A 20,537-nucleotide genomic window follows, 5' to 3' on the forward strand; every position below is an offset into this window, starting at 1 on the left:
GATCCGGCCCGGGCGGGTACCACGGAGGGATGAGCCCAGCCGGAATGACGAGTTTCGACGAGATCTACGTACGGCCCGACCCCCGGGGGTACTTCTCCGCCTTCGGGCCGTACGAGTACCAGACGCCGCACCACGCGCAGCCGGTGTTCCGGGCGCTGGCCGGTGAACTCGCGCCCGGGCGGCGCACGATCACCGACCTGTGCTGTTCATACGGGATCAACTCCGCGCTGGCCAACCACGACGTGACGCTCAGCGAGCTCTACGACCGCTACACCTCGCCCGCGGCGGCCGGGCTCACCACCGCCCAGCTCATCCACGCGGACCGGGAGTTCTACGCCTCCCGGCGCCGCCCCGACGCCGTCCGGGCCGTGGGCGTCGACGTCTCGCGGCCCGCCCTGGCGTACGCGCTCGCCGTCGGCCTGCTCGACGAGGCCTACTGCGAGAACCTGGAGGAGGCCGAACCCGGCGAGGGGCTGCGCGGGGCCGCGACCGACACCGGCCTGATCACCATCACCGGCGGCGCCAGCTTCCTCACCGAGCGCACCTTCACCCGGCTGTTCGGCGCCGCGGGCAGGCCGGTGCCGGTGGCCGCCTTCGTCCTGCGCACGCACGACTTCCGGCGGATCTCCCGCTGCCTGGAGTCGTACGGGATGACCGTGGTGCGGGCCACCGGAACCCAGCCGCAGCGCAGGTTCACCGACCCGCTGGAGCAGCGCCTCGCGGTCGAGACGGTCACCGCCCTCGGCGAGGACCCGGCCGGGAAGGAGGCCGCGGGGTACTTCCACACCCGGCTGCACCTGGCCCGCTGAGCTTCGCGGCGGCGGCAGCGGCGCAGACGAGGGCCAGCAGCAGCCCGCCCGCCGCCGCCCCCAGCGCCGGGCCCGGCCCCCACAGGGTCCAGGCCGCCCCGAACAGCAGCGAACCCGCGAACCGGGCCACGGCCTGAGCGGTCTGCAGGGCCGCGAGCCCGGTGGTGCGCAGCTCCGGCGGGAGCAGCGGCCCGGCGGCGGCCATGAGCACCCCGTCGGTGGCCGCGTAGAACAGGCCGAGCAGCGCGAGCACGGCGGCGGCCAGCGGCGGCCCTGCCGGTACGGGTGCCAGGAGCAGCAGGCAGGCGCCGCACAGCAGCAGGTGCCCGCCGAGGAACACCCGCAGCCGTCCCACCCGGTCGGCGAGCCGCCCCACGGGCAGCGCGCCCAGCAGGAACACGGCCGCGGTGGCGACGGGCAGCAGCGGGAAGTAGGCGGCGGGCAGGTCGAGCCGCCGCTGGAGCAGCAGGTAGACGAAGGCGTCGCCGACGGTGAACAGGCCGAGTGCGGCGGCGGTCAGACAGAGCCGGCGCAGCCCCGGTATCCGTACCAGGGTCCGCGCGGGCGGGGGCGAGGCGGTCCGGGAAGCGGAAGCGGAAGCGGGGGCGGGGGCAGGGGCGGGGCCGGGCGCGGGGGACTCGCGTACGAACAGCGCGAGCAGCACCACCCCCAGCACCGCGACGCAGGCGCTCACGGTGAACACGGCGTCGTACCCGTCCACCGCCACCCACAGCACGCCGAACGCGGCCAGCGGCCCCAGCAGCGCGCCCGCGGTGTCCATCGCACGGTGCACCCCGAAGGCCCGGCCCTGTTCCCCGGGCGGGCAGGACAGCGAGATCAGCGCGTCGCGCGGGGCGGTGCGCAGGCCCTTGCCGGTGCGGTCGGCGGCCAGCACCGCCGCCACCGACCAGGGGGTGGTGACGGCGAGCAGGGCCGCCTTGCAGAGCGCCGAGAGGGCGTACCCGGTGCCCGCGACGAGCTTGCGGCGCCGGGTGCGGTCCGCGACCCGGCCGCCGACGAGCCGCAGCAGCGCGGTGGCTCCCTGCTGGAGGCCGTCGAGCGCCCCGAAGGCGAGCGGGGACATGCCGAGCCCGGCCACCAGGTACAGGGGCAGGACGGCGGTGACCATCTCGGCGGAGACATCCGTGACCAGACTGACCAGGCCGAGCGCGAGCACGGCGGAGGGCACCGGCGTACGGCGGCGGACCGCCGTACGCCGGCCGGGCGGGGGGAGGCCCTGGGCGGCGTCCGCCGCCCGGCCGGCCGACAGGTACACGGATGTCTCCCTGGGTCGCGGGTGCCGGAAGCGGGGTCAGAACCAGTTGAGGGTGAGCGGGAAGGTGACGCTGGAGGCGGCTGCGGTGGAGTCGGTGGCGGTGGCGGAGATCTGGATGGTCCCGGTGGCCCACGGCTTTCCGCTGATCCGGCCGGAGCCGGCGTCGAGGGTCAGGCCCCAGGGCAGGCCCGTGGCGGTGTAGCGGACGGGCGCCTTGCCGCCCGTGGCCGTCAGCTGGATCGTGCAGGACTGGTTGATCTTGCAGGTCTGCGGACCCGGATTGGCGATCTTCAGATCACCGGGGGTCGGCGTCGGGGTCGGGGTCGGGGTGGGCTCGGTGGAGCCGCCGAACACCTCGGTGATCGGCTGGACGTTGGCCGCGTTGCCCGCGTGCGTCGCCGTGCCGAAGAGATCCTCCAGGGTGCGCAGCAGGTGGTGGTGGCTGAAGGCGGTGGAGTACTTGCCTGTCTTCACGTTCGCGCCGTGGAACACGGTGGCGATCTGGTTGGAGCCGAGGTAGTTGTCCTCGTCCCACGTCAGCACCAGCAGGCTGTTGTTGGCCTTCGCCCACTGCGCGTACGCGTCGATGTTGTTCCTCGTCCAGGTGTCGCCCGTGTTCACCGAGCAGGAGTGCATGTCGTTGCACTGGTTGGGGACCACGAAGGACAGGTTCGGCAGCGCCGCGAAGTTGCCCTGCGGGAACTGCGCCCAGGTCTTTCCGGTGTTCAACGGGACGTTCTTGAAGGCGAACCACGGGTTGTGCTTCTGCGCGTACTGCCCGTTGGTGCAGGCCGTGGACCCCTCCGCCGGCAGGTCCTCGTTGTACGTCGCGAAGCTCTTGCCCGCCGCGATGACCTCCTGGCCGAGGTTGGCGGCGGTCATCGACTGAGGGGTGTAGCAGCCGTCGCCGGTGATGCCCTGGGTGGCCCCGGAGAAGAGGTTGAAGTAGTTCGGCTGGCTGGGGTGGGTCAGCGCCTTCATCCCGGTCAGGCTCGCGCCGCCGTTCGCCAACTGGTTGATGTACGGGGCGTTCGCACTGCCGATGATCTCGCCGTACTGCTTGTTCTCGTACACGACGACCACCACGTGGTCGTACGCCGGCAGCGCGGCGGCCGCCGATGCCGGGGCGGCCGGACCGCCCTCGGCGGCCTGCGAACTGGCCACGGTGAAGGCGGCCAGCAGGCCGAGCGCGCCGAGCGCGGCCGTGAGCGCGGACCTTCGGGTCCGCCGTCCTGAGGGGCTGTGCATGGGGATGTCCTCCTCGGTGGTCGGGATCGGTGGTGTCATTCCTCCCGCCGGGCCGCTCCGGCCACGGCGATGTTCAGGAAGCGCGGTACGGGCCGTCCCCGGCCCCGGAACTCCTCGGCGACGCCCGCCCGGACCGCCGTCAGCCGCTCCTCGGGCAGCAGCACCAGCACGCTCCGCCCCGGCCGCTGCCCGGGCGGCCAGGCGCTCAGCGCCCCGGCCCGGCGGGCGTGGGACACGGCCCGGGACAGGTCCGCCGCCCGCTCCGCCGGATCGCCCCGTACGGCGAGCAGCACCAGCCGCGTACCGGAGGCGGCCGGGTCGAAGGCGACGTACCGGGGCCCGCGGCCGGCGCCCGGCAGCAGCGCCCGGCCCGGCCGGGCGAAGAGCACCGCCCGGCGCAGCGCGTCGTCACCGCCCGGCAGCGCCTCGGCCAGCAGCCGGGCCAGGAGCTCCCGGTCGGGATCCACACCGGCCGGCGTGTGGGCGTCGGCCACGGCCAGCGCCACCGCGCAGTCGGCGGGCTCCGCCGTGGCCAGCCCGGCGGCCGCGGTCAGCGAGCCCTGCACGTGCAGGTCCGTCCCGCCGCGCCCGTACCCGGCCCGGGCCAGCGCCCGCAGCACGGCGTACGGGCGGACGGCCCAGGGCGGAGCCTTCGGCGCCGGCTCCGACAGGGCCAGCGGCAGGTCGCAGCCGTCCGCCGGATGGCCGAGCGAGCTGAGCCGCACCAGCCCGTCCCCGCGCGGTGAGGCCGCCGCCGCCACCGGCCAGCCGGCCGCCGCCACCAGCCCCGGGGAGCCCAGGTGGAAGGCGTACGGGGCGCTCCAGACGGCTGCCGGGGGGCGGCCGTGCGCGGCCTCCAGGGCGTAGGCGACCAGGCGGAAGAGCGGGTCGGCGGTGGCCCGGCGGGCCAGACCGGACGCGTCGGCGCCGACGGGCGCCGGGATCACCGCTCGTCCTTCCGGGCCAGCATCCGGTACGCGTTCCCGCCGTCCGTGCGCCGGGCGGCGGCCGTGCGCAGCGCGTCGAGCACCGCCGCGCCCGCGAAGCACGGCAGCGCGGCGACCCGTACCGCACGTGCCACGGCCCGCCGCCGGGGCGTGGCAGGGGGAGCCCACGGCCGGTCCGGGTCCGGGGCCAGCCGGGTCGCCGTCAGGGCCACCGCGCCGAAGAAGTCGTTGCCCTGGTGGGCCGGGCCGTGCTCCTCGGCCAGTACGGTGAACCCCCGGTCGGCCAGCGCCTCCCGCAGGTTGGGCGCCGGGATCAGATGCTGGTGCTGCGGCTGGAACCACGGCAGCCAGGCGGAACCCAGCAGCCTGGCCATCCGCGACTGCGGGTCGGGCAGCTCGATGCTCAGGTACCCGCCCGGTGCCAGGACGGTGGCCGCCGTGTCGAGTTCGGCGAGCGGGTCCCGGGTGTGCTCCAGGTAGTGGTACATGCTCACCACCTCGTACTGGCCCGCCAGTTTCGACCCGAACTCCGGGAACTGCCCCTGGTATCCGGTCTCCACCCAGCCGCGCCGCTCGGCCTCGCGGACCCCGGCGCCCATGTCCAGGCCGTCGAAGCGGGTCTCGGGCCAGATCGCCCGCGCCGCGTTGCAGAAGTGGCCGTGCCCGGTCCCGACATCGAGCCAGGAGGCGGGGGAGGCGTACGGCCGCAGCATCTCGGCGCGCCCCCGGTACGCGCCGCCGAGCTGTCCGAAGACCCTTCCGGCTCCCTCGCCGCCGCGCCCGTCGTAGAAGTCGCGGTAGTAGAACTCCAGCCCCTCCAGGGTCAGCCGGGGGTTCTGGAAGACGTGGCCGCAGTCCCCGCACTCCTCCAGCGTGAAGCGGCCCGGCTTGCCCTGGAGGAGATCGGGAACCCGCACCCGGACGCCGAGCCGTGCGGAGCCGCACCAGGGGCAGTCCGTGCGGCGCGGCTCCAGGAACCGCTCCGGGCCGGCGGACAGGTCGGCGCGGTACGCGGCCGCCCGCGCGGACTCGTCCGCCTCGGGGGCCGTACGGGCGAGCGCGGCGGCCGTACGGAGGGCGGCGCCGAGGGAGCGTGCCGGCCGGGCGGCGGTCGCCCGGGCCAGGTCGGCGGGACGCAGCGGGGCGCCCTGCCCGCTCCGCCTGCGCGAAGCACCCGCTCCGCCGGCCCCGCCCGGTCCGCCGAACACGAGGTACGGCTGGAGCCAGTACAGCCCGGCCGCGGCGGCCCCCCACCGCCCCTGGCGCACGGCGACCCCCGCGAGCAGCGCCAGACCGGCGAGCTGGGCCGCGGCCAGCGCCCCCGGCGGCAGCCCCTGCGCACGCAGCTCGGCGGCCCGGGCCGGGCCCGCCGGCTCCGGCAGGCGCCCCACTTCGAGCGCCGGGGCGATGGCCAGCCCCGTCGCGTCGGCGGCGTACTCCTTCAGAAGCCGGACCAGCGCCAGGAGTTCCGCCGGATCCCGGCGCGGCTCACCCGGCTCCACCCCGGCCCGCGCCAGCACCTCGTCGGCGACGAGCACGGCGTACCCGGCGCCGCGCCCCTCGCCGAGCCGGTCCTGCCGGTACCGGTCGGGGTCGACCAGCCGCAGCAGCCCCAGCGCCCGCTCGGCCGCGAGGTCGCCGGGCAGCAGATCGAGCACCCGCAGCCCCTCCCGGTCGGCGTGCGCGCACGCGGCCAGGAAGGTGGCCGGATCGGGTTCGACGCCGCGCGCGGTGAGCAACCGCCATCCGGCGGCGTGCGGCCGCCCGGTCGACGCGGCCGACGGGGTGACGGGCAGCACCGGGACGGCCCGCAGCCTGCGCCGGGCGCGAACGGTACCCGCGCCGAGCGCGGCCAGTAACACCGCCGAGGTCCACGGGACGCGGCGGATCGGGGGTGGTGTCATAGCAGCTTCTCCAACCGGTCGGCCGCGGCGGCGGCCCCGCCCGCCGCGGCGAAGGAGGCCTGGATCCGCCGGGCGGCCCGGCGGTGGCCGGGATCGTCCAGCACGGCCGTGAGCGCGTCACGCAGTTCCTCGGGCCCGGTCCTGGCGAACCGCACCCGTACACCGGCCCCCGCCTCGACGACCTGCCGGGCCACGATCGGCTGGTCGTCGCGGATCGGTGCGACCACCAGCGGAAGCCCGAACGCGAGCGCCTCGCAGACGGTGTTGTGGCCGCCGTGGCTGACCACGGCGTCCAGGTGGGGCAGCAGCTCCAGCTGCGGCACGCTCTCCTGGAGCAGGACGTTGCCGGGCAGCTGCGACCCGAGCAGGGCCGCCGGTGCGGCCAGCACCAGCTGAACCTCCCCGGCCAGCCGTTCGGCGGCCCCGAGGACCGCGCGGTAGAACCGGCCGCCCGCCTCCTGGTTGAGGGTGCCCAGCGACACCAGGACCCGGCGCCGCGCCGGGTCCAGCCGCTGCCAGGGGAATCCGGGGGCGGGCGGCCGGGCTCCGAAGGCCGGGCCTACGAAGGCGTGGTGGGACGGGGACTCCCGGTCCGTGCCGACCAGTTCGGGAGTGGAGAAGACCAGCACCAGCCGCTCGGAGAACCGCGGATCCCAGCCGCCCTCCTCCGCGCCGAACTCGGCGAGCAACCCCGAGACCTGCCCGGCCACCCACTCCCCGACCTTCGGGAAGTCCGCGAAGGGCCGGGTGAGTTCCGCCGAGGTGCTGGCCGAGGTGGCCCAGGGGACCCCCAGCCGGCGGGCCACGACCGGCCCGGCCAGCGCCTGCTGATCGGCGACGAGGAGGTCCGGCGCGAAGCCCCGTACCGCCTCGCTCACGCCCGGCACCATCGCCCGGGCCAGCGGCACCAGCGCCTCCTCCCACAGGAAGCGCAGGGCCCCCACTCCGCGCAGGTCGCGCCAGCGCTCGTGCAGCGCCGCGTACCCGCCGCCCGCCTCCTCGCCCGCCGGCAGGATCCGGGCGTGCGTGGGGAGGAGCCGGGCCAGCGCCGAGGCCGGACCGGTCCAGGCGACCTCGTGGCCGCGGGCGGCCAGCTCGGCGCCGACGGCCACCGTCGGATTGACGTGCCCCGCCAGCGGCGGGACAGTGAACAGCACCCTCATCGGACCAGCGCCCCCGCCCGCGCCGGCGCCGCGGCCGTCGCATCGAGGTGGGCGAGCACCGCGGCCCGCAGGACACCGCTGCTCTCCTTCAGTACGTCGTGCCCCAGGCCCGGCAGGACCGTCAGCGACGCGCGCGTCGTACGGGCGACCAACTCGCGGGCACCCGGCAGGAGTTCGGAATGCTCGCCGCAGACGGCCAGCGTCGGGCAGCGCAGCCGGGCGTAGTCCGCCGCGGTGAAGGGCCGGACGGCCGCGATGTCGTCGATCAGGCTGGTCCGGTTGAGGAGGTCGTCGGCGATCGCCGTGAGGTTGGCGGCCTTGCGCAGCCGCAGGGAGAGCAGTTCGGCGGGCACCGCACTGTCCTCCAGGCTCAGCGCCGCCGCCGAGAGGGTGTCCACCATGTTCTCCACCCACGGCCCGCTGAGCGGGGGTTCGAGCAGGGTCAGCCCGGCGACGAGGTCCGGGCGGGAGAGCGCGGTGTGCAGGGCGAGGGTGCCGCCGTAGCTGTTGCCGACCAGGTGCAGCGGCCGGTGCCCGAGATCCAGGGCGCCGAGCAGGGCCACGAGATCGCGTACCGCCGTGCGGCTGTCGTAGCCGGTGGGCGGCCGTTCGGTGCGGCCGTGGCCGCGGAGGTCGTACAGCACGGCCTCGTGGCCGGACCGGGCCACCGGCACGGCCAACGGGCAGTAGAAGGAGGAGAGGTTGTCGACGACCAGACCGTGCAGGAAGACCACGACGGGCCGGCCGGGAGCGGCGGCCGCGTCGGTGGCCGGGAGCCGCTGGACGTGGAAGCGCAGACCGCTTGCGGACACGAAGGCCATGGCGCGCTCAGCCGGCCGAGGCGGGGGCGGCGGCCGGTGCGCAGGCCGTGGCGGGCGCTGGTGGGGAGGCCGCGGCGGCGCGGGACAGGGAGGTGTGGGCGATCCGGGCGATGTGCTCGACGAGTTCGCCGACCGACATGGCGAGGATCGCATCCATGTCCTTCTCCGCGAGGAAGCCCATCAGGTCCACCTCGGAGCCGTAGCGGTGGTGCAGGAGCTCGGCGAGGGCGACGAACTCGATGCTCTCCAGGGCGAGGTCCTCGTTGAAGGTCGTCCGCATCGTGACTCCTTCCGCGAGGAGGAACTCGTCGCCGACGATCTCCACGAGCATGCTCGTGATCTCGGCGAGGATCGTGTCAGTGGTCATGGTGGGGCTCCGTCCAGGCGACGATGTGGTCGAGGAGGGTCGTGGGGCTTGCCGGGATGGTGTCGGTGCGGACCTGGTGGGCGTCTCCCGCGGGGGACAGGACCCGCAGCCCGCCGGAGCCCGGATCGCCCGCCACCCGCCAGTCCCGGGGGCGTCCGCCGAGGCCGGTCCCCGCCGCCTTGGCGGCGGCCTCCTTGGCGCACCACAACGCGGTGAGCGCGGCGGGCAGTCCGGCGCCGTCGGCCGCCAGCCCTTGCGCCAGGCGGAGTTCGCCGGGGCCCAGAGCGATCCGGATCAGGGCGTCGGGGTCGGTGGTCACCGTCTCCACGTCGATACCGACGGGCCGGGAGGGGTGGGCCAGGGCGACCGCGATCCGGTCCTTGTGGGCGAGGGAGAGGCGGTGGCCGCGGACCAGCGGACCCCCGGCCAGTGGCCTCCCCGAAGGGTCGTTGCCGACGGGCACCTCGACCGGGAACACCGGCCCGGCCCCGCCGTCCCACAGCAGCTGCCGCAGCGCGTCCTTGGCGGCGATCCGGCCCAGCAGCCAGCCGGGGCGGGCGCGCGGCGACACCCGCTCGTACGCGGTGCGCTCGGCGGCGCCGAGGTAGCGGCGCATCACCAGCTCCTGGGACGCGGGATCCGTCCACCGGCGCCGGGCCAGGCACCAGCCGGCGGGCTGCGGCTCACCGATCCCGCAGACCTCGGGGGTGAACTTCATCGGCCAGACCCGCTCGTCGGCGCCGAAGCGGCGGTACGTCCAGCCCTCGATCCGGGCCCACACCCGACCGGCGGGGTCCAGGAGTTCGAGGTCCCCGCGCACGGCGGACCCGCGCACCTCGCGGATCCGGGCGGTGGCGTCGAGCAGGGCGTACGGGGCGGGCGGGGGCCCGTAGAAACGGATGCGGTCGACGGAGGCGGGGAACACCAGGCGGTCGACGGGCAACCGCAGCTGCATCCAGTGCCCGAACAGCTGCCCGGCGGCGTCGAGCAGGGCGCCGGGGTCGGGGAGCACGCGCAGCACCCCGCGGATGCCGTCGGCGGCGACGGTCCGGACCTCGTGGACCCCGGCGAACCGGGGGCCGTGGAACATCCAGCGGTCGCGGTACAGCGCCTCGGCGCTCACCGGGGCGGGCCCCGGGTCGCGCAGCGGGGTGGTATCGGGGGCGGGCCGCTGCCCGTCGCCCCGCCCCAGCAGGACCGTCACGCTCGCGTGGTCGCCGAGGCGGACGTGGACCCGCCCGGGGTCGTCGGGGCGGGCAGTCGCCTCGACCCCGATGTCGACGGCGGGCTCGACGGGAAGCCAGCGCAGGGCGCGGACGTCCTCGTAGCCGAGGACGGCCGTCGGGCCGCCGTGCGCCCCGACGAGGCGCTGCGCGGCCTGGGCGGCCAGCTCCAGCATGGTGGTCATGGGCACGACGGGGAACCAGTCGGACTCCTCCGGCCAGCCGTCGGGCTGGAGGTAGACCCGGTGGTCGCGCACGCAGGGGAGGGTGGCGAGGCTGAGCCGCAGGGTGGATTTCCCCGAAACCCTGCCCGGAGCCTGCGCGGCCTTCCCCGGCTCCGCGGAACTCCCGGGCTGCGCGGCCCTCCCCGGCTCCGCCGCCGGGTCGACGGCCCCGCGCGGAGCCGCCTTCCGCTGTGGTTCCCCCGTGCGGTGCGCCGCGGCGCGGCCGTCGCCCGCCGCGCCGGCGCCCGCCGGGGGTCCCGCGCGTCCCGCTGTGGCCGCGCCGGGGCCGGCCGTACGGGGGGCACGGCCGTCGGCGGCCGGTCCGGGGCGGGGGCCGGCCTGTCGCGCTCCGGCCGGTCGCGCTCCGGCGGGGGGCGGGGCGGGCGGTGCGGGAGCGGCCTCGCGCGGGCCCAGGGCCGGCAGCGCCCGGGCCGCCGCGCCGAGGCGGACCAGCGGGGAGCCGAGGTTCAGCGGCACGGCCCGCCCCGCGCGGCCGGCGGCGGGCCGGGCAGCCTCGCGGGGCCCGCCCGGTCCCCGGACCGGCGCGGGCTCCAGGCGGTCCCACTTCGGGTCGTGGCCCTCCGTCCACAGCGCCGCGCAGACGCGCCGCAGCGCGGCCAGGCCCGTCAGCCGGGGAGAGGAGGCGGCGACCGACAGGTGCGGGCGGTCGCGCAGGGTGTCCTCGACGAACCCCGGCACGCTCCCCGGGCCCAGTGTGACGAAGCTGCGGACGCCCGCCTCCTCGTACAGCCGCAGCGTCAGCTCCCGGAACCGCACCGGCTCCAGCAGGTGCCGCACCACCAGCTCCCGGACCTCGGCCGGGGACGCCGGGAAGGGGGAGGCCGTCGTCGCCGACCACACCCGGCCGGCCGGGGCCGACCGCAGCGGGAGCCGGTCGAAGGCCGCGCCGACCTGCCCGAGGTACGGCTCCCACATCGGCGTGTGGAACCCCGACCGGAACGGCAGTTCCTGACCCAGCACCCCCTCCGCGCGCAACCTCGCCAGCACCTGCCCGACCCCGGCCGGATCACCGCAGACCACCGACTGGTGCGGGCAGTTGTCATGGCTGACCACCACCCCGTGGACGCCGTGCAGCGCCGCCTCCGCCCGCTGCGCCCCGCACCCCAGCGCCGCGTACACGAGGTCCGGCACCTTCAGCGAACCCGGCCGCAGCGAGGAGAGGAAGGCGTCGGCGGCCTCCGCCGGATACATCCCGGCGGCCACCATCGCCGCCCATTCGCCCAGGCTATGGCCCGCCAGCACATCGGCCTCGACGCCCAGTTCACCCAGGGCGCGGGCGAAGAACCGGCCCGCCTCGATCGCGTCCAGGGCCCGCTCCATCAGCTCACCGCCCCGCCGGAAGGAGGGCCGGTCCAGGCCGAGCCGGTCCGCCACGTCGTCGGCGGCGGGCGCGAACTCCGGTTCCAGGCCGGGGAAGAGGAACGCCACCCGGCCGCCCAGCGGTTCGGGCGTGAACCACACGTCCCCCCGTCCCCGCCAGGTCCGCCCCCGCGCCAGCACCTTCGCGGCCAGGGCCAGACGCTGCGGGGTGGGTCCGGCCACCGCGAGCCGGCAGGGGCCGTCCCCGCCCGACACCGGCGGACCCGACAGGAGTTCCGCGAGCTTCGCCGGACCGTCCGCCGCGAGCAGGAGTACGTCGTCCCGCGCGCCCGCCCCCACCACGGCCGCGCCGGACGGGCCCAGGGGCAGGAAGCGGCGTACCGGCGGCGCGGGGCGCGCGGTGCCCGGCGCCTCCTCCAGCACCGCGTGCGCGTTGATCCCGCCGAAGCCGAACGCGTTGACCCCGGCGCGGCGCGGCCCGGGCCCCCGTTCCCAGGGCTCGGCCGCCGTCACGGGCCGCATCCGGGTGCGGGCCAGGTCCGGGTGGGGCTCCTCCAGGTGCAGGGTCGGCGGCAGCACCCCCTCGTACACGGCGAGCGCGGCCTTGATCAGCCCGGCCATGCCCGAGGCCTGCATGGTGTGGCCGAGCATGGACTTGACGGAACCGAACCCGATCGGCGGCCCGGCGGAGCCCGAGGGGCCGAACACCTGCGCCAGCGTGTCCAGTTCGGCCACATCGCCCACCGGGGTGCCCGTGCCGTGCGCCTCCAGCAGCCCCAGGGCTCCGGGGGAACGCGGATCCAGCCCCGCCTCCCGCCAGGCCCGTTCCAGCGCCTGGACCTGGCCCGCGACGAGCGGGCTCATCAGACTGGCGGCCCGGCCGTCCCCGGCCACACCGGTGCCCCGGATCACCGCGTAGATCCGGTCGCCGGCCCGTTCCGCGTCGGCCAGCCGCTTGAGCAGCACCACACCGGTGCCCTCGGAGAGCAGGGTTCCGTCGGCCCTGCGGTCGAAGGGGCGGATCCGCTCGGTCGGACTCAGCGCCCGCAGCTGGGTGAACACGCTCCACAGGGTGGCGATGTGGCAGTGGTGGACCGCCCCCGCGACCACCGCGTCACACCGCCCGCCCGCCAGCAGGGCGACCGCCTGGTCCACGGCGAGCAGCGAGGAGGCGCAGGCGGCGTCCAGCGTGTAGGCGGGACCGCGGAAGTCCAGCCGGTTGGCCGTCCGGGCGGCGGTGAAACTCGGCACGAGCCCGATCGAGGCGTCGGGCCGCTCCGGGCCCAGCGCGTCCTGGAAGGCGGCGCGCACCCGCGCGATCCGGCCCTCGTCCAGTTCGGGTGCGAGCTCCCGCAAGGTCTGCGCCAACTGGTGTGCGGTCCGCACTCGTTGGTCGAGACGGGCGGTGGCCACGCCCATGAACCCGCCGCGCCCCAGCACCACACCGATCCGCGACCGGTCCTCGGGCAGCCGTGCCTCGCCACCCGCGTCCGCGACGGCCTCGGCGGTCGCGTGCAGGGCCAGCATCTGGTCGGGCTCCGCGCCCTCCACCGCCGCCGGCATGATCCCGAAGCGGGTCGGGTCGAAGGCGGCGAGGCCGTCGACGAAGCCGCCGCGCCGGCAGTAGAAGCGGTCCCCGCGCGCGGGACCGGCGGCGCCGCTCGGGTCGTAGTACACCTCCGGATCCCATCGCTCCGGCGGGACTTCGCCGATGGAGTCCGTACCGGCGAGCAGGTTGCGGCGGTAGGCCGCCAGGTCGGCGGCGCCCGGGAACACCGCGCCCATCCCGACGATCGCCGCGTCCGTCGGCCGAGGGCCGCGCTGCCGGCGGTCAGCCACGGCCGTCACCGTCCCCTTCCTCCGCCGCCAGGACGACCTGTACGTCGCTGCCGTGCGCGAGTTCCGCGAGGAAGGCGGCGGTCCCGGCCTCCGGGGCGATGAGGGGGATCCCGCGGCGGGCGTACGCGCGCTCCAGCTCGGGGGTCACCATGCCGCCCGCCTCGGCCGCCCAGGGGCCCCAGTCGACGGCCAGCACCCGTCCGGGGAAGGTGGCGGACCAGGCGTGGGCGAGACCGTCGAGGGCGTCGTTGGCGGCGGCGTAGTCGCATTGGCCGCGGTTGCCGTACACCCCGGAGACGCTGCCGAAGAGGGCCAGGAAGGCGGGGGCCGGCGCATCGCCGTGTTCGGCGGCCGCTGCGGCGAGGTGCCGGGCGCCGGACACCTTGGCGGCGAACACCGCCTCGAACGCGGCCGGTTCCTTGTCCCGGAGCAGACCGTCGCGCAGCATCCCGGCGCCGTGCACGATGCCGTCGAGCCGGCCGTGCCGGGCCCGTACGTCGGCCACGACGGCCCGTACGGCCCGTGCGTCGGTGACGTCGGCGCAGTGGTAGCGGACCGAGGCGGCGACGCCGGCGAGGGAGTCGAGGGTGGCCCGTACCTCGCGCTCGGCGAGGATCCGGGAGGCGGCGGCCTCGATTTCGGCGGGGGTGCGCAGGCCCGAGGCGATCAGGGCGGCGCGCAGGGCGACCCGGTCGGTGGCCTGCCCGAACCGGTCGTCGTCGGCGGTGTCCGCGCCCAGGGGCGCGGGCGTACGTCCGACCAGCTCGACGTGGCATCCGGTGGCGCGGGCGAGCGCGAGGGCCGTCCGGGCGGTGATGCCGCGGGCGCCGCCGGTGAGCAGGACGACGGAGCCGGGCCCGAGTGGCGCAGGCCCTCCGGGGGGCGCGCCGAGAGCCGCCGGTACCGGGCGGGCGGTGACCCGTACGCCGTCGGCGGTGTAGGCGACGGAGGCGAGGGGCCCGGCCGGGGCCGGGGAGGCGAGGGGGTCGGCCGGGGTGAGGGGGCCCGGCCCGTTGCCCGTACTGCCGCGGTCGCCGTTGCCGTTGCCGTCACGGCCGCGGGCACCGTCGTCGGCGAGCTCCGCGAGGAGCTGGGCCGCGATGCGCTCCGGGTCCTCCTTGGGGTGGATCCCGACGGCCCGGACCGAGGCGGCGGGGAACTCCAGGGCGGCGCTACGGGCGAAGCCGTGCAGTCCGGTGTCGGGGCCGGCGGCGAGGACCAGTCGGCGGACGCCGCCGGTCAGAGCCCGCTTGAGACCGGGGAACGCGGCCGGCAGCACGGCCTCCTGCCCCAGGCCCTGGCCGGCCCGCAGGGCGGAGAGGTCGACGATCCCGTCGAAGCCGGCTTCGGCCTCGGCCAGCAGCCGCACCCGGACCCCGTACGCCTCCAACGCCCCGCTGAGCGCCGGGGCGACCCCCTGGCCGTCCTCGACGACGCCGATCCGCAGCCCGCGCAGGCTCTCCGGGTCCCCGTCGGGCGCCGGGGCGGGGACGAGGTCCACCCGCATCCGGAGCAGCGGCGCCGCAGTGGGGACGGGCGCGGGGAGGGCCGTGGGCGCGGGCGCGGGCCCACCGGTGGAGGCGGCGCGGGGAGGGCCGGCCGGGCTCGGGGCGCCGGCCGGTGCGGCCCGTACGGGCTCCGGGTCCGGCCCGGCGGGATGCTCCGGTGGCGCGTCGGCCGGGGCGGCGGTGCGGGTGGTGACCCACTCCACGATCCCGCGCAGGGTCTTGACGCGGGACAGCTCCTCGACGGCGGAACCGGCGGACTCGGCGGACTCGGCGGAACCGCCCGGATCCCCGGCGAGGCCGATCCGGTCGGCCAGGGCGCCGATGATCTCGACCCGCTTGATGGAGTCGATGGACAGGTCGGCTTCGAGATCCAGGTCGGGTTCGAGCATGTCCAGCGGGTATCCCGTGCGGGTGTGCACGATCTCCAGGATCACCTCCATCACCTCGTCGGCGGTCGCCACCGCCCCGCCCGGCCGGGCCGCGTCCGCCGGCGCCTCGGCGGTGGCCCGCCCGGGCTCCCACGCACGGGTCGGGCCGCCCGCCGGCCCCGCCCCGTCGGCCGAGCCGCCGGGCATCGCCGAGCCGCCGGGCGACTGCGCCACCGCCGCCGGGTCCCAGCCGTTGACGCGGTCGGGCTGCCACAGGCCTGAATCCGCGGAGCCTGAATCCGCGGAGCCTGAATCTGCGGAGCCTGAATCCGCAGGGCCTGCATCCGAGGGGCCGGATTCGGCGGGGCCGGGCTCCCACAGGCCGGGCTGCGGCGCTTCGGACGGCCAGGCGCCGGTCAGCCAGGGGTCCGGGTCGCCGCCCACGGCCGCCACACCGGTCGCAGGAGCAGCCGGGGCGGCCGTAGCGGCGCCCAAGTAGCCCAGCAGTACCTCCCGTTGGGCCTGGATCAGCAGGCGGGAACCGCGCAGGTACTCCAGTACCGCCTCGTCCCGCGGGCCACCGCCGCCCCCGGGAGCGGCCGGCGCCGGGAGGGCGGCGGAGGGGCCGGCCGCGGGGGCCGAGGGCTGGGCTGTCATGGGTGCCTCCGGACGGGAGATGCGGTGGGCCGGGCGCAGGCCGCCCGGGATCGGGGAACCTGCCGAGGTGCGGATCAGATGGCCGTCCACGAGCCAGCCGGGGCGGCGCGGCGCGCGGTCCGGGAGCGGCGCCGTCCGGCCGCGGAACAACTGCTCGGGGTCGACCGGGACGCCCGCCGCCACGAGCTCCGCCACCGCCGTGACCAGGCGGACCAGGCCGTGCTCGCCCGGTACGTCCAGCGGGACCACCGTGTGGGGGCGGTCGCCCAGGATGCGGGTCACCAGGCCCGACAGCACCCGGCCCGGACCGGCCTCCACGAACGTCCGGACGCCGGACGCGTACATCGCCTCCACCTGCTCCACGAAGCGGACCGGCCGCGCCACCTGGCCCGCCAGCAGCTCCCGTACGCCCGCGGGATCGGCGGGGTAGGGGGCGGCCGTCGTGTTCGACCAGACCGGGAGCGCGGCGCCGGCCACCGCCGTCCCGGCCAGTTCCCCGGCGAGCGCGTCCGCTGCGCCCGCCACGACCTCGCTGTGGAACGCGCAGGCCACCGGGAGGGGTTCGGCCGACAGCCCCGCCTCCCGCAGCGCGGTCACCGCCGCCGACACCGCGGCCGTCCGGCCCGAGATCACGCACTGGGACGGCGCGTTGTGGTTCGCCACCACGCACCCGGCCCGCGCCGCGATCTCCGCCACCTCGGCAGGCGCTGCCGTCACCGCGGCCATGCCCCCCGGATCCGGCCCGGCGGCGGCCAGGATCGCCTCGGCCCGGCGCGCACTGAGCCGCAGCAGGCTTTCCGTGCCGTACACCCCGGCCGCCCACAGCGCGGTGAGCTCCCCGTACGAATGCCCGGCCACACAGTCCGGCCGCACCCCGAGCCGTCCCAGCAGCAGGTGCGCCGCCGCCCCGGCCAGGCCGAGGGCAGGCTGCGCGACCCGGGTGTCGGTGACCGCCGCCCGCTGCGCGGACCGCTCCCCGGCGCTGAACGCCGCTGCCGGGAACACCGCCGAGACCACCGGCGCCGGCGCCCCGTCCAACAGCTCCCGCAGCTCGGGGAAGGCGGTGAACAAGTTCCCCAGCATGCCGATGCGTTGACTGCCCTGGCCGGGAAAGAGGAACGCCACCCGGCCCGGGTCCGCCGACTCCTCCCGTACGTGGACCCCCGGGCCCGCCGTGAAGCCCCGCGCCTGCTCCAGCCGGACCGCCAGCTCGTCCAGATCGGCGGCGACCACGGCCACCCGTACCGGACCCGAACCGGACGCCGCCTCCGCGGCCAGGTCCCGCAGCGCCCACGGCCGCACGGCGCCGTCGTTCTCCACGAGCCGCGCCGCCAGCCGCGCCATGGCCCGGCCCGCCGCCCGCCGGTCCTCGCCGCGGAAACAGAACAGCTCGGCCGGCCACTGCGCCACCCCGTGCTGCGGCTCCGGAGCGCCCCCGTAACCCGCCAGCACCGCGTGGTAGTTGGTGCCGCCGAAGCCGAAGGCGCTCACTCCCGCGATCCGCCGCTCGACCGGCGCCGCCCACGGCCGGGCCTCGGTGTCGAAGGCGAAGGGGCCGGCGCCGGCCCGCCAGGCCGCGTTCGGTGTCTCCAGGTGCAGGGTCGGCGGCCGGACACCCGTGTGCACCGCCCACGCCGCCTTGATCAGTCCGGCGAGTCCGGCCGCGCACTTGGTGTGCCCGATCTGCGACTTCACCGAGCCCACCGCACAGGAGCCGGCCGCGGCCCCCGCCTCGGCGAACACCTCGTTCAACACCGTGAGTTCGGTGCTGTCGCCGACCACGGTGCCGGTGCCGTGCGCCTCGATCAGCCCCACCTCGGCCGGAGAGATCCCGGCGCGTGCGTAGGCCCGCTCCAGCGCCCGCCGCTGGCCTTCCGGCCGCGGGGCGGTGAGCCCCAGCGACCGGCCGTCGCTCGACGCGCCGACCGCCTTGATCACGGCGTACACCCGGTCGCCGTCCCGTTCCGCGTCCGCGAGCCGCTTCAGTACCAGCGCGCCCACCCCCTCGCCGAGCGCGATCCCGTCGGCGCCCGCGTCGAAGGGCCGGCAGCGGCCCCCGGGCGACAGGGCGCGCACGGACGCGAACATCAGGTAGTCGTTGATGCCGTTGTGCACGTCGGCGCCCCCGCACAGCACCATGTCGCTGTCCCCGTCGCGCAGCTGACGGCAGGCCAGGTCCAGAGCGGCCAGCGACGAGGCGCAGGCGGCGTCGACCGTGCAGTTGGCGCCGCCCAGGTCGAGGCGGTTGGCGACCCGGCCCGCGATCACGTTCGCGAGGATCCCGGGGAACGAGTCCTCGGTCAGCCGGGGCAGCTGCTCGTCCAGCTCGGGCGGCAGCTCGCCCAGGTAGGCGGGGTGCAGCGCCCGCAGACCGTACGCGCCCGCCAGCTCCGTCCCGGCCTCCGCGCCGAAGACCACCGAGGTGCGCGAGCGGTCGAACTCCCGGTCCTTGCCGTATCCGGCATCGCCGAGCGCCCGCGCCGAGATCTCCAGCGCCAGCAGCTGCACCGGCTCGATCCCGGCGAGGGCGGCCGGCGGGATCCCGTGCGCGAGGGCGTCGAAGGGCATCGGCGCGAGGAAGCCGCCCCAGCGCGAAGGGGTCCGCTCCCCGGCCCGCGCGGGGTCGGGGTCGTAGTACACCGCCGGATCCCAGCGCTCGGCCGGGACCTCCGTGACGGCGTCCGTCCCGGCCAGGATCCTTGCCCAGTAGGCGGCGAGGTCGGGCGCGCCCGGATAGGCGCACGCCATCCCGACGATGGCGACGTCGAGCGGCCCGCCCTGGTCCGCGGGGTCAGCCGCGGGCCCGGCGAGCTCCCGGGCCCGCCGCTCCAGGAGCTCCGTCGCCCCCCGGGTGACCTGGGCGTGCAGCTCCGCGACCGTCGTGGTCGCGGACCTCAGGGTGGCGGCCTGTCCGAGCATGAACAGCCCGTCCTCCCACTGCTGTTCCCCGCCCACCGGCTCCAGTCCGGCCGGGCCCCGGCGCAGCCCCTTGCTGGCGATCCGCAGCCGCCCCAGGTTCAGCCGCTCCAGCTCCTCCCACATCTCGCGCGGCTCGGTCCCGCCCTCGGCGAGCCGCCGCCGGGTGGCCTCGAAGGTCCCGGCGTACGGGGTGGCCGCGCACCGGGTGGCATGCCCCGGCGCGGTGTGCAGCAGCACGGTGTCCGCGCACTCCACCGCCGCCCGCTGGAACCCCGGCAGCACCGCGCCCGCGGCCACCGCCTCCCGCGTGAACAGGTAGGCCGTGCCCATCAGTACGCCGACCCGCGCCCCCCGCTCGGCCAGCGGGGCAGCGGCCGCGACCGCCATCGCCGCGGAGCGCGCGTCGTGGATGCCGCCCGCGAACAGCACGTCCAGGGCCGCCGGTTCGGGGCAGGTCAGCAGCCGCTCGATCTGTTCCTCCCACAGCGGGAACGAGGCGCGCGGCCCGACGTGGCCGCCGCATTCCAGCCCCTCGAACACGAACCGCCGCGCCCCTTCGGCGAGATACCGCTCCAGCAGACCCGGCGAGGGCACGTGCAGATGGGTCAGGGTTCCGGCCGCCTCCAGCGGCGCCGCCTGTGCCGGGGTGCCGCCGGCAATGACGGCGTACGGCGGCCGGACGCCCGCCACGGCCGCGAGCTGCTCCCGGCGCAGTTCGGGCGGGGCGAATCCGAGCAGGCCCACACCCCAGGGCCGGTCCCCGAGCCGCTCGGCGGTCTCGGCCAGGAGGCGGCGTACGTCCGGCCCTTCCATCACGGCGAGCGCCAGGTACGGGACACCGCCCTCGGCGGCCACCGCCTCGGCGAACGCCGCCTGGTCGCTCACCCGGGTCATCGGGCCCTGCGCCACGGGCCGGGGCCGCAGCAGCGGCCGGGCCGCCGCCGCGGCCGCCAGGTGCCCGGTGACGGCGGTCCGTACGGCCTGGAGCACCCCGCCCGTGGTGCGGTGGCGGTCCGCCAGCCGGGCGGCCGCAGCCCCGTCCTGGCCCACGGGCAGCAGCTGGGCCCGCAGGTCCCGGGCGCCGAGCAGGGCCGCGGGCGGCCCCTCGGGCGGCGGCAGATCGGGCCGCGCGAACACCCGGTGCCCTTCCACGAGCCGGGTCTCGGAGCCGTCCATGGCCCGCAGCGCGGCCACGACCTCGCCGGGCAGCGCGGCCACCCCTTCGACCGTCAGGGCCAGTTGTACGTCGAGCAGCACCCCGGCGGCTCCGCCCGCGACGGCCGCGGCCGCCGTGTGCGGCCCGATGCCGCCGTACGCCAGCACGGGCACCGCCACCCGGGGCTCGGACAGCAGCCGCTGGAGCAGTACGAAGGTGGTGGCCCCGCCGACCCGGCCGCCGGCCTCGTGGCCCTTGGCGACGAGCCCGGCGGCCCCGGCGGCCACCGCCTCCAGGGCCTCCACCGGATCCGTGACCTCGGCCCAGACCCTGGGCGCACCGGCGGCGCCGGCCCAGGCGGCCACCCGGTCCGCGGTGTGCTCCGCGGGGGCGGCGAGCAGCACCGTGTCGACGGCGGCCGGGAGGTTCCCGGGGCCCAGCGGACAGCCCGCCGGCACCCGCGCCCCGTAGGGGCGGCCCTCCAGCCTCCGCGCCAGCTCCGCGAAGGCGGCCCGCGCGGCGGCGGCGTCCCGGCCCAGGTCGAGCAGGCCGAGGGCGCCGGCCCGTTCGGCGGCGGTCACGATCCGCGGGTGCGGTTCCTCGAAGGGGCCGACCGCGACGACGAGGTCCCGGTCGGCGGCGGGCCGCGCGGGCTGTGCGTGCTGTGCCGGCTGGGGGGTCGCGGCTGGCTGGGGGGTCACGGGCGCTCCTCTTTCCGGTGCGTTCCGGTGCGTTCCAGTGCTGGCTCATAAGTGCTGTGTCACAAG

At 76.9% G+C, this 20,537-nt stretch carries 10 protein-coding genes; 1 reads left to right on the top strand and 9 read right to left on the bottom strand.

Annotated features, from left to right (window positions below; all coding sequences use genetic code 11):
- The first annotated feature begins 29 nt into the window (after positions 1-29).
- Positions 30-809: a hypothetical protein gene (locus ACZ4TG_RS16445; protein WP_468163090.1), complete on the top strand. Its 780-nt coding sequence runs from the start codon at positions 30-32 to the stop codon at positions 807-809.
- Here the strand turns inward: ACZ4TG_RS16445 and ACZ4TG_RS16450 are convergent.
- From ACZ4TG_RS16450 to ACZ4TG_RS16490, 9 genes are read right to left on the bottom strand one after another with little or no spacing between them, the layout of a single operon-like run.
- Complete coding sequence (locus tag ACZ4TG_RS16450) at positions 733-2,085, bottom strand: MFS transporter (protein WP_468163092.1); 1,353 nt, start codon at positions 2,083-2,085, stop codon at positions 733-735. The two genes, ACZ4TG_RS16445 and ACZ4TG_RS16450, sit on opposite strands and share 77 nt — an antisense overlap.
- 36 nt (positions 2,086-2,121) lie before the next feature.
- Positions 2,122-3,372 (bottom strand): alkaline phosphatase family protein, encoded by a 1,251-nt coding sequence (locus tag ACZ4TG_RS16455; RefSeq protein WP_468163094.1) that lies wholly within the window; start codon positions 3,370-3,372, stop codon positions 2,122-2,124.
- Positions 3,369-4,280, bottom strand: a complete 912-nt coding sequence (locus ACZ4TG_RS16460) for a galactokinase (protein WP_468163096.1) — start codon at positions 4,278-4,280, stop codon at positions 3,369-3,371. The genes ACZ4TG_RS16455 and ACZ4TG_RS16460 overlap by 4 nt, the downstream gene beginning before the upstream one ends.
- Positions 4,277-6,184, bottom strand: a complete 1,908-nt coding sequence (locus ACZ4TG_RS16465; RefSeq protein WP_468163099.1) for a methyltransferase domain-containing protein — start codon at positions 6,182-6,184, stop codon at positions 4,277-4,279. Before ACZ4TG_RS16465 ends, ACZ4TG_RS16460 begins: the two co-directional genes overlap by 4 nt.
- Entirely contained in the window at positions 6,181-7,347 is a 1,167-nt protein-coding gene (locus ACZ4TG_RS16470) for a glycosyltransferase (RefSeq protein WP_468163101.1), read from the bottom strand. Before ACZ4TG_RS16470 ends, ACZ4TG_RS16465 begins: the two co-directional genes overlap by 4 nt.
- Positions 7,344-8,168, bottom strand: a complete 825-nt coding sequence (locus ACZ4TG_RS16475; RefSeq protein ID WP_468163103.1) for an alpha/beta fold hydrolase — start codon at positions 8,166-8,168, stop codon at positions 7,344-7,346. The genes ACZ4TG_RS16470 and ACZ4TG_RS16475 overlap by 4 nt, the downstream gene beginning before the upstream one ends.
- 7 nt (positions 8,169-8,175) lie before the next feature.
- Positions 8,176-8,535 (bottom strand): acyl carrier protein, encoded by a 360-nt coding sequence (locus tag ACZ4TG_RS16480; protein WP_468163105.1) that lies wholly within the window; start codon positions 8,533-8,535, stop codon positions 8,176-8,178.
- On the bottom strand, positions 8,525-13,162 hold the full coding sequence (locus ACZ4TG_RS16485) for a beta-ketoacyl synthase N-terminal-like domain-containing protein (RefSeq protein WP_468163107.1): 4,638 nt from the start codon (positions 13,160-13,162) through the stop codon (positions 8,525-8,527). Before ACZ4TG_RS16485 ends, ACZ4TG_RS16480 begins: the two co-directional genes overlap by 11 nt.
- Positions 13,155-20,471 carry an SDR family NAD(P)-dependent oxidoreductase gene (locus ACZ4TG_RS16490; protein WP_468163109.1) on the bottom strand — a complete coding sequence of 2,439 codons (7,317 nt, stop codon included), beginning with the start codon at positions 20,469-20,471 and terminating at the stop codon, positions 13,155-13,157. The genes ACZ4TG_RS16485 and ACZ4TG_RS16490 overlap by 8 nt, the downstream gene beginning before the upstream one ends.
- Between the last annotated feature and the right edge of the window lie 66 nt (positions 20,472-20,537).

This window comes from Streptomyces sp. NPDC028314 (assembly GCF_055565795.1).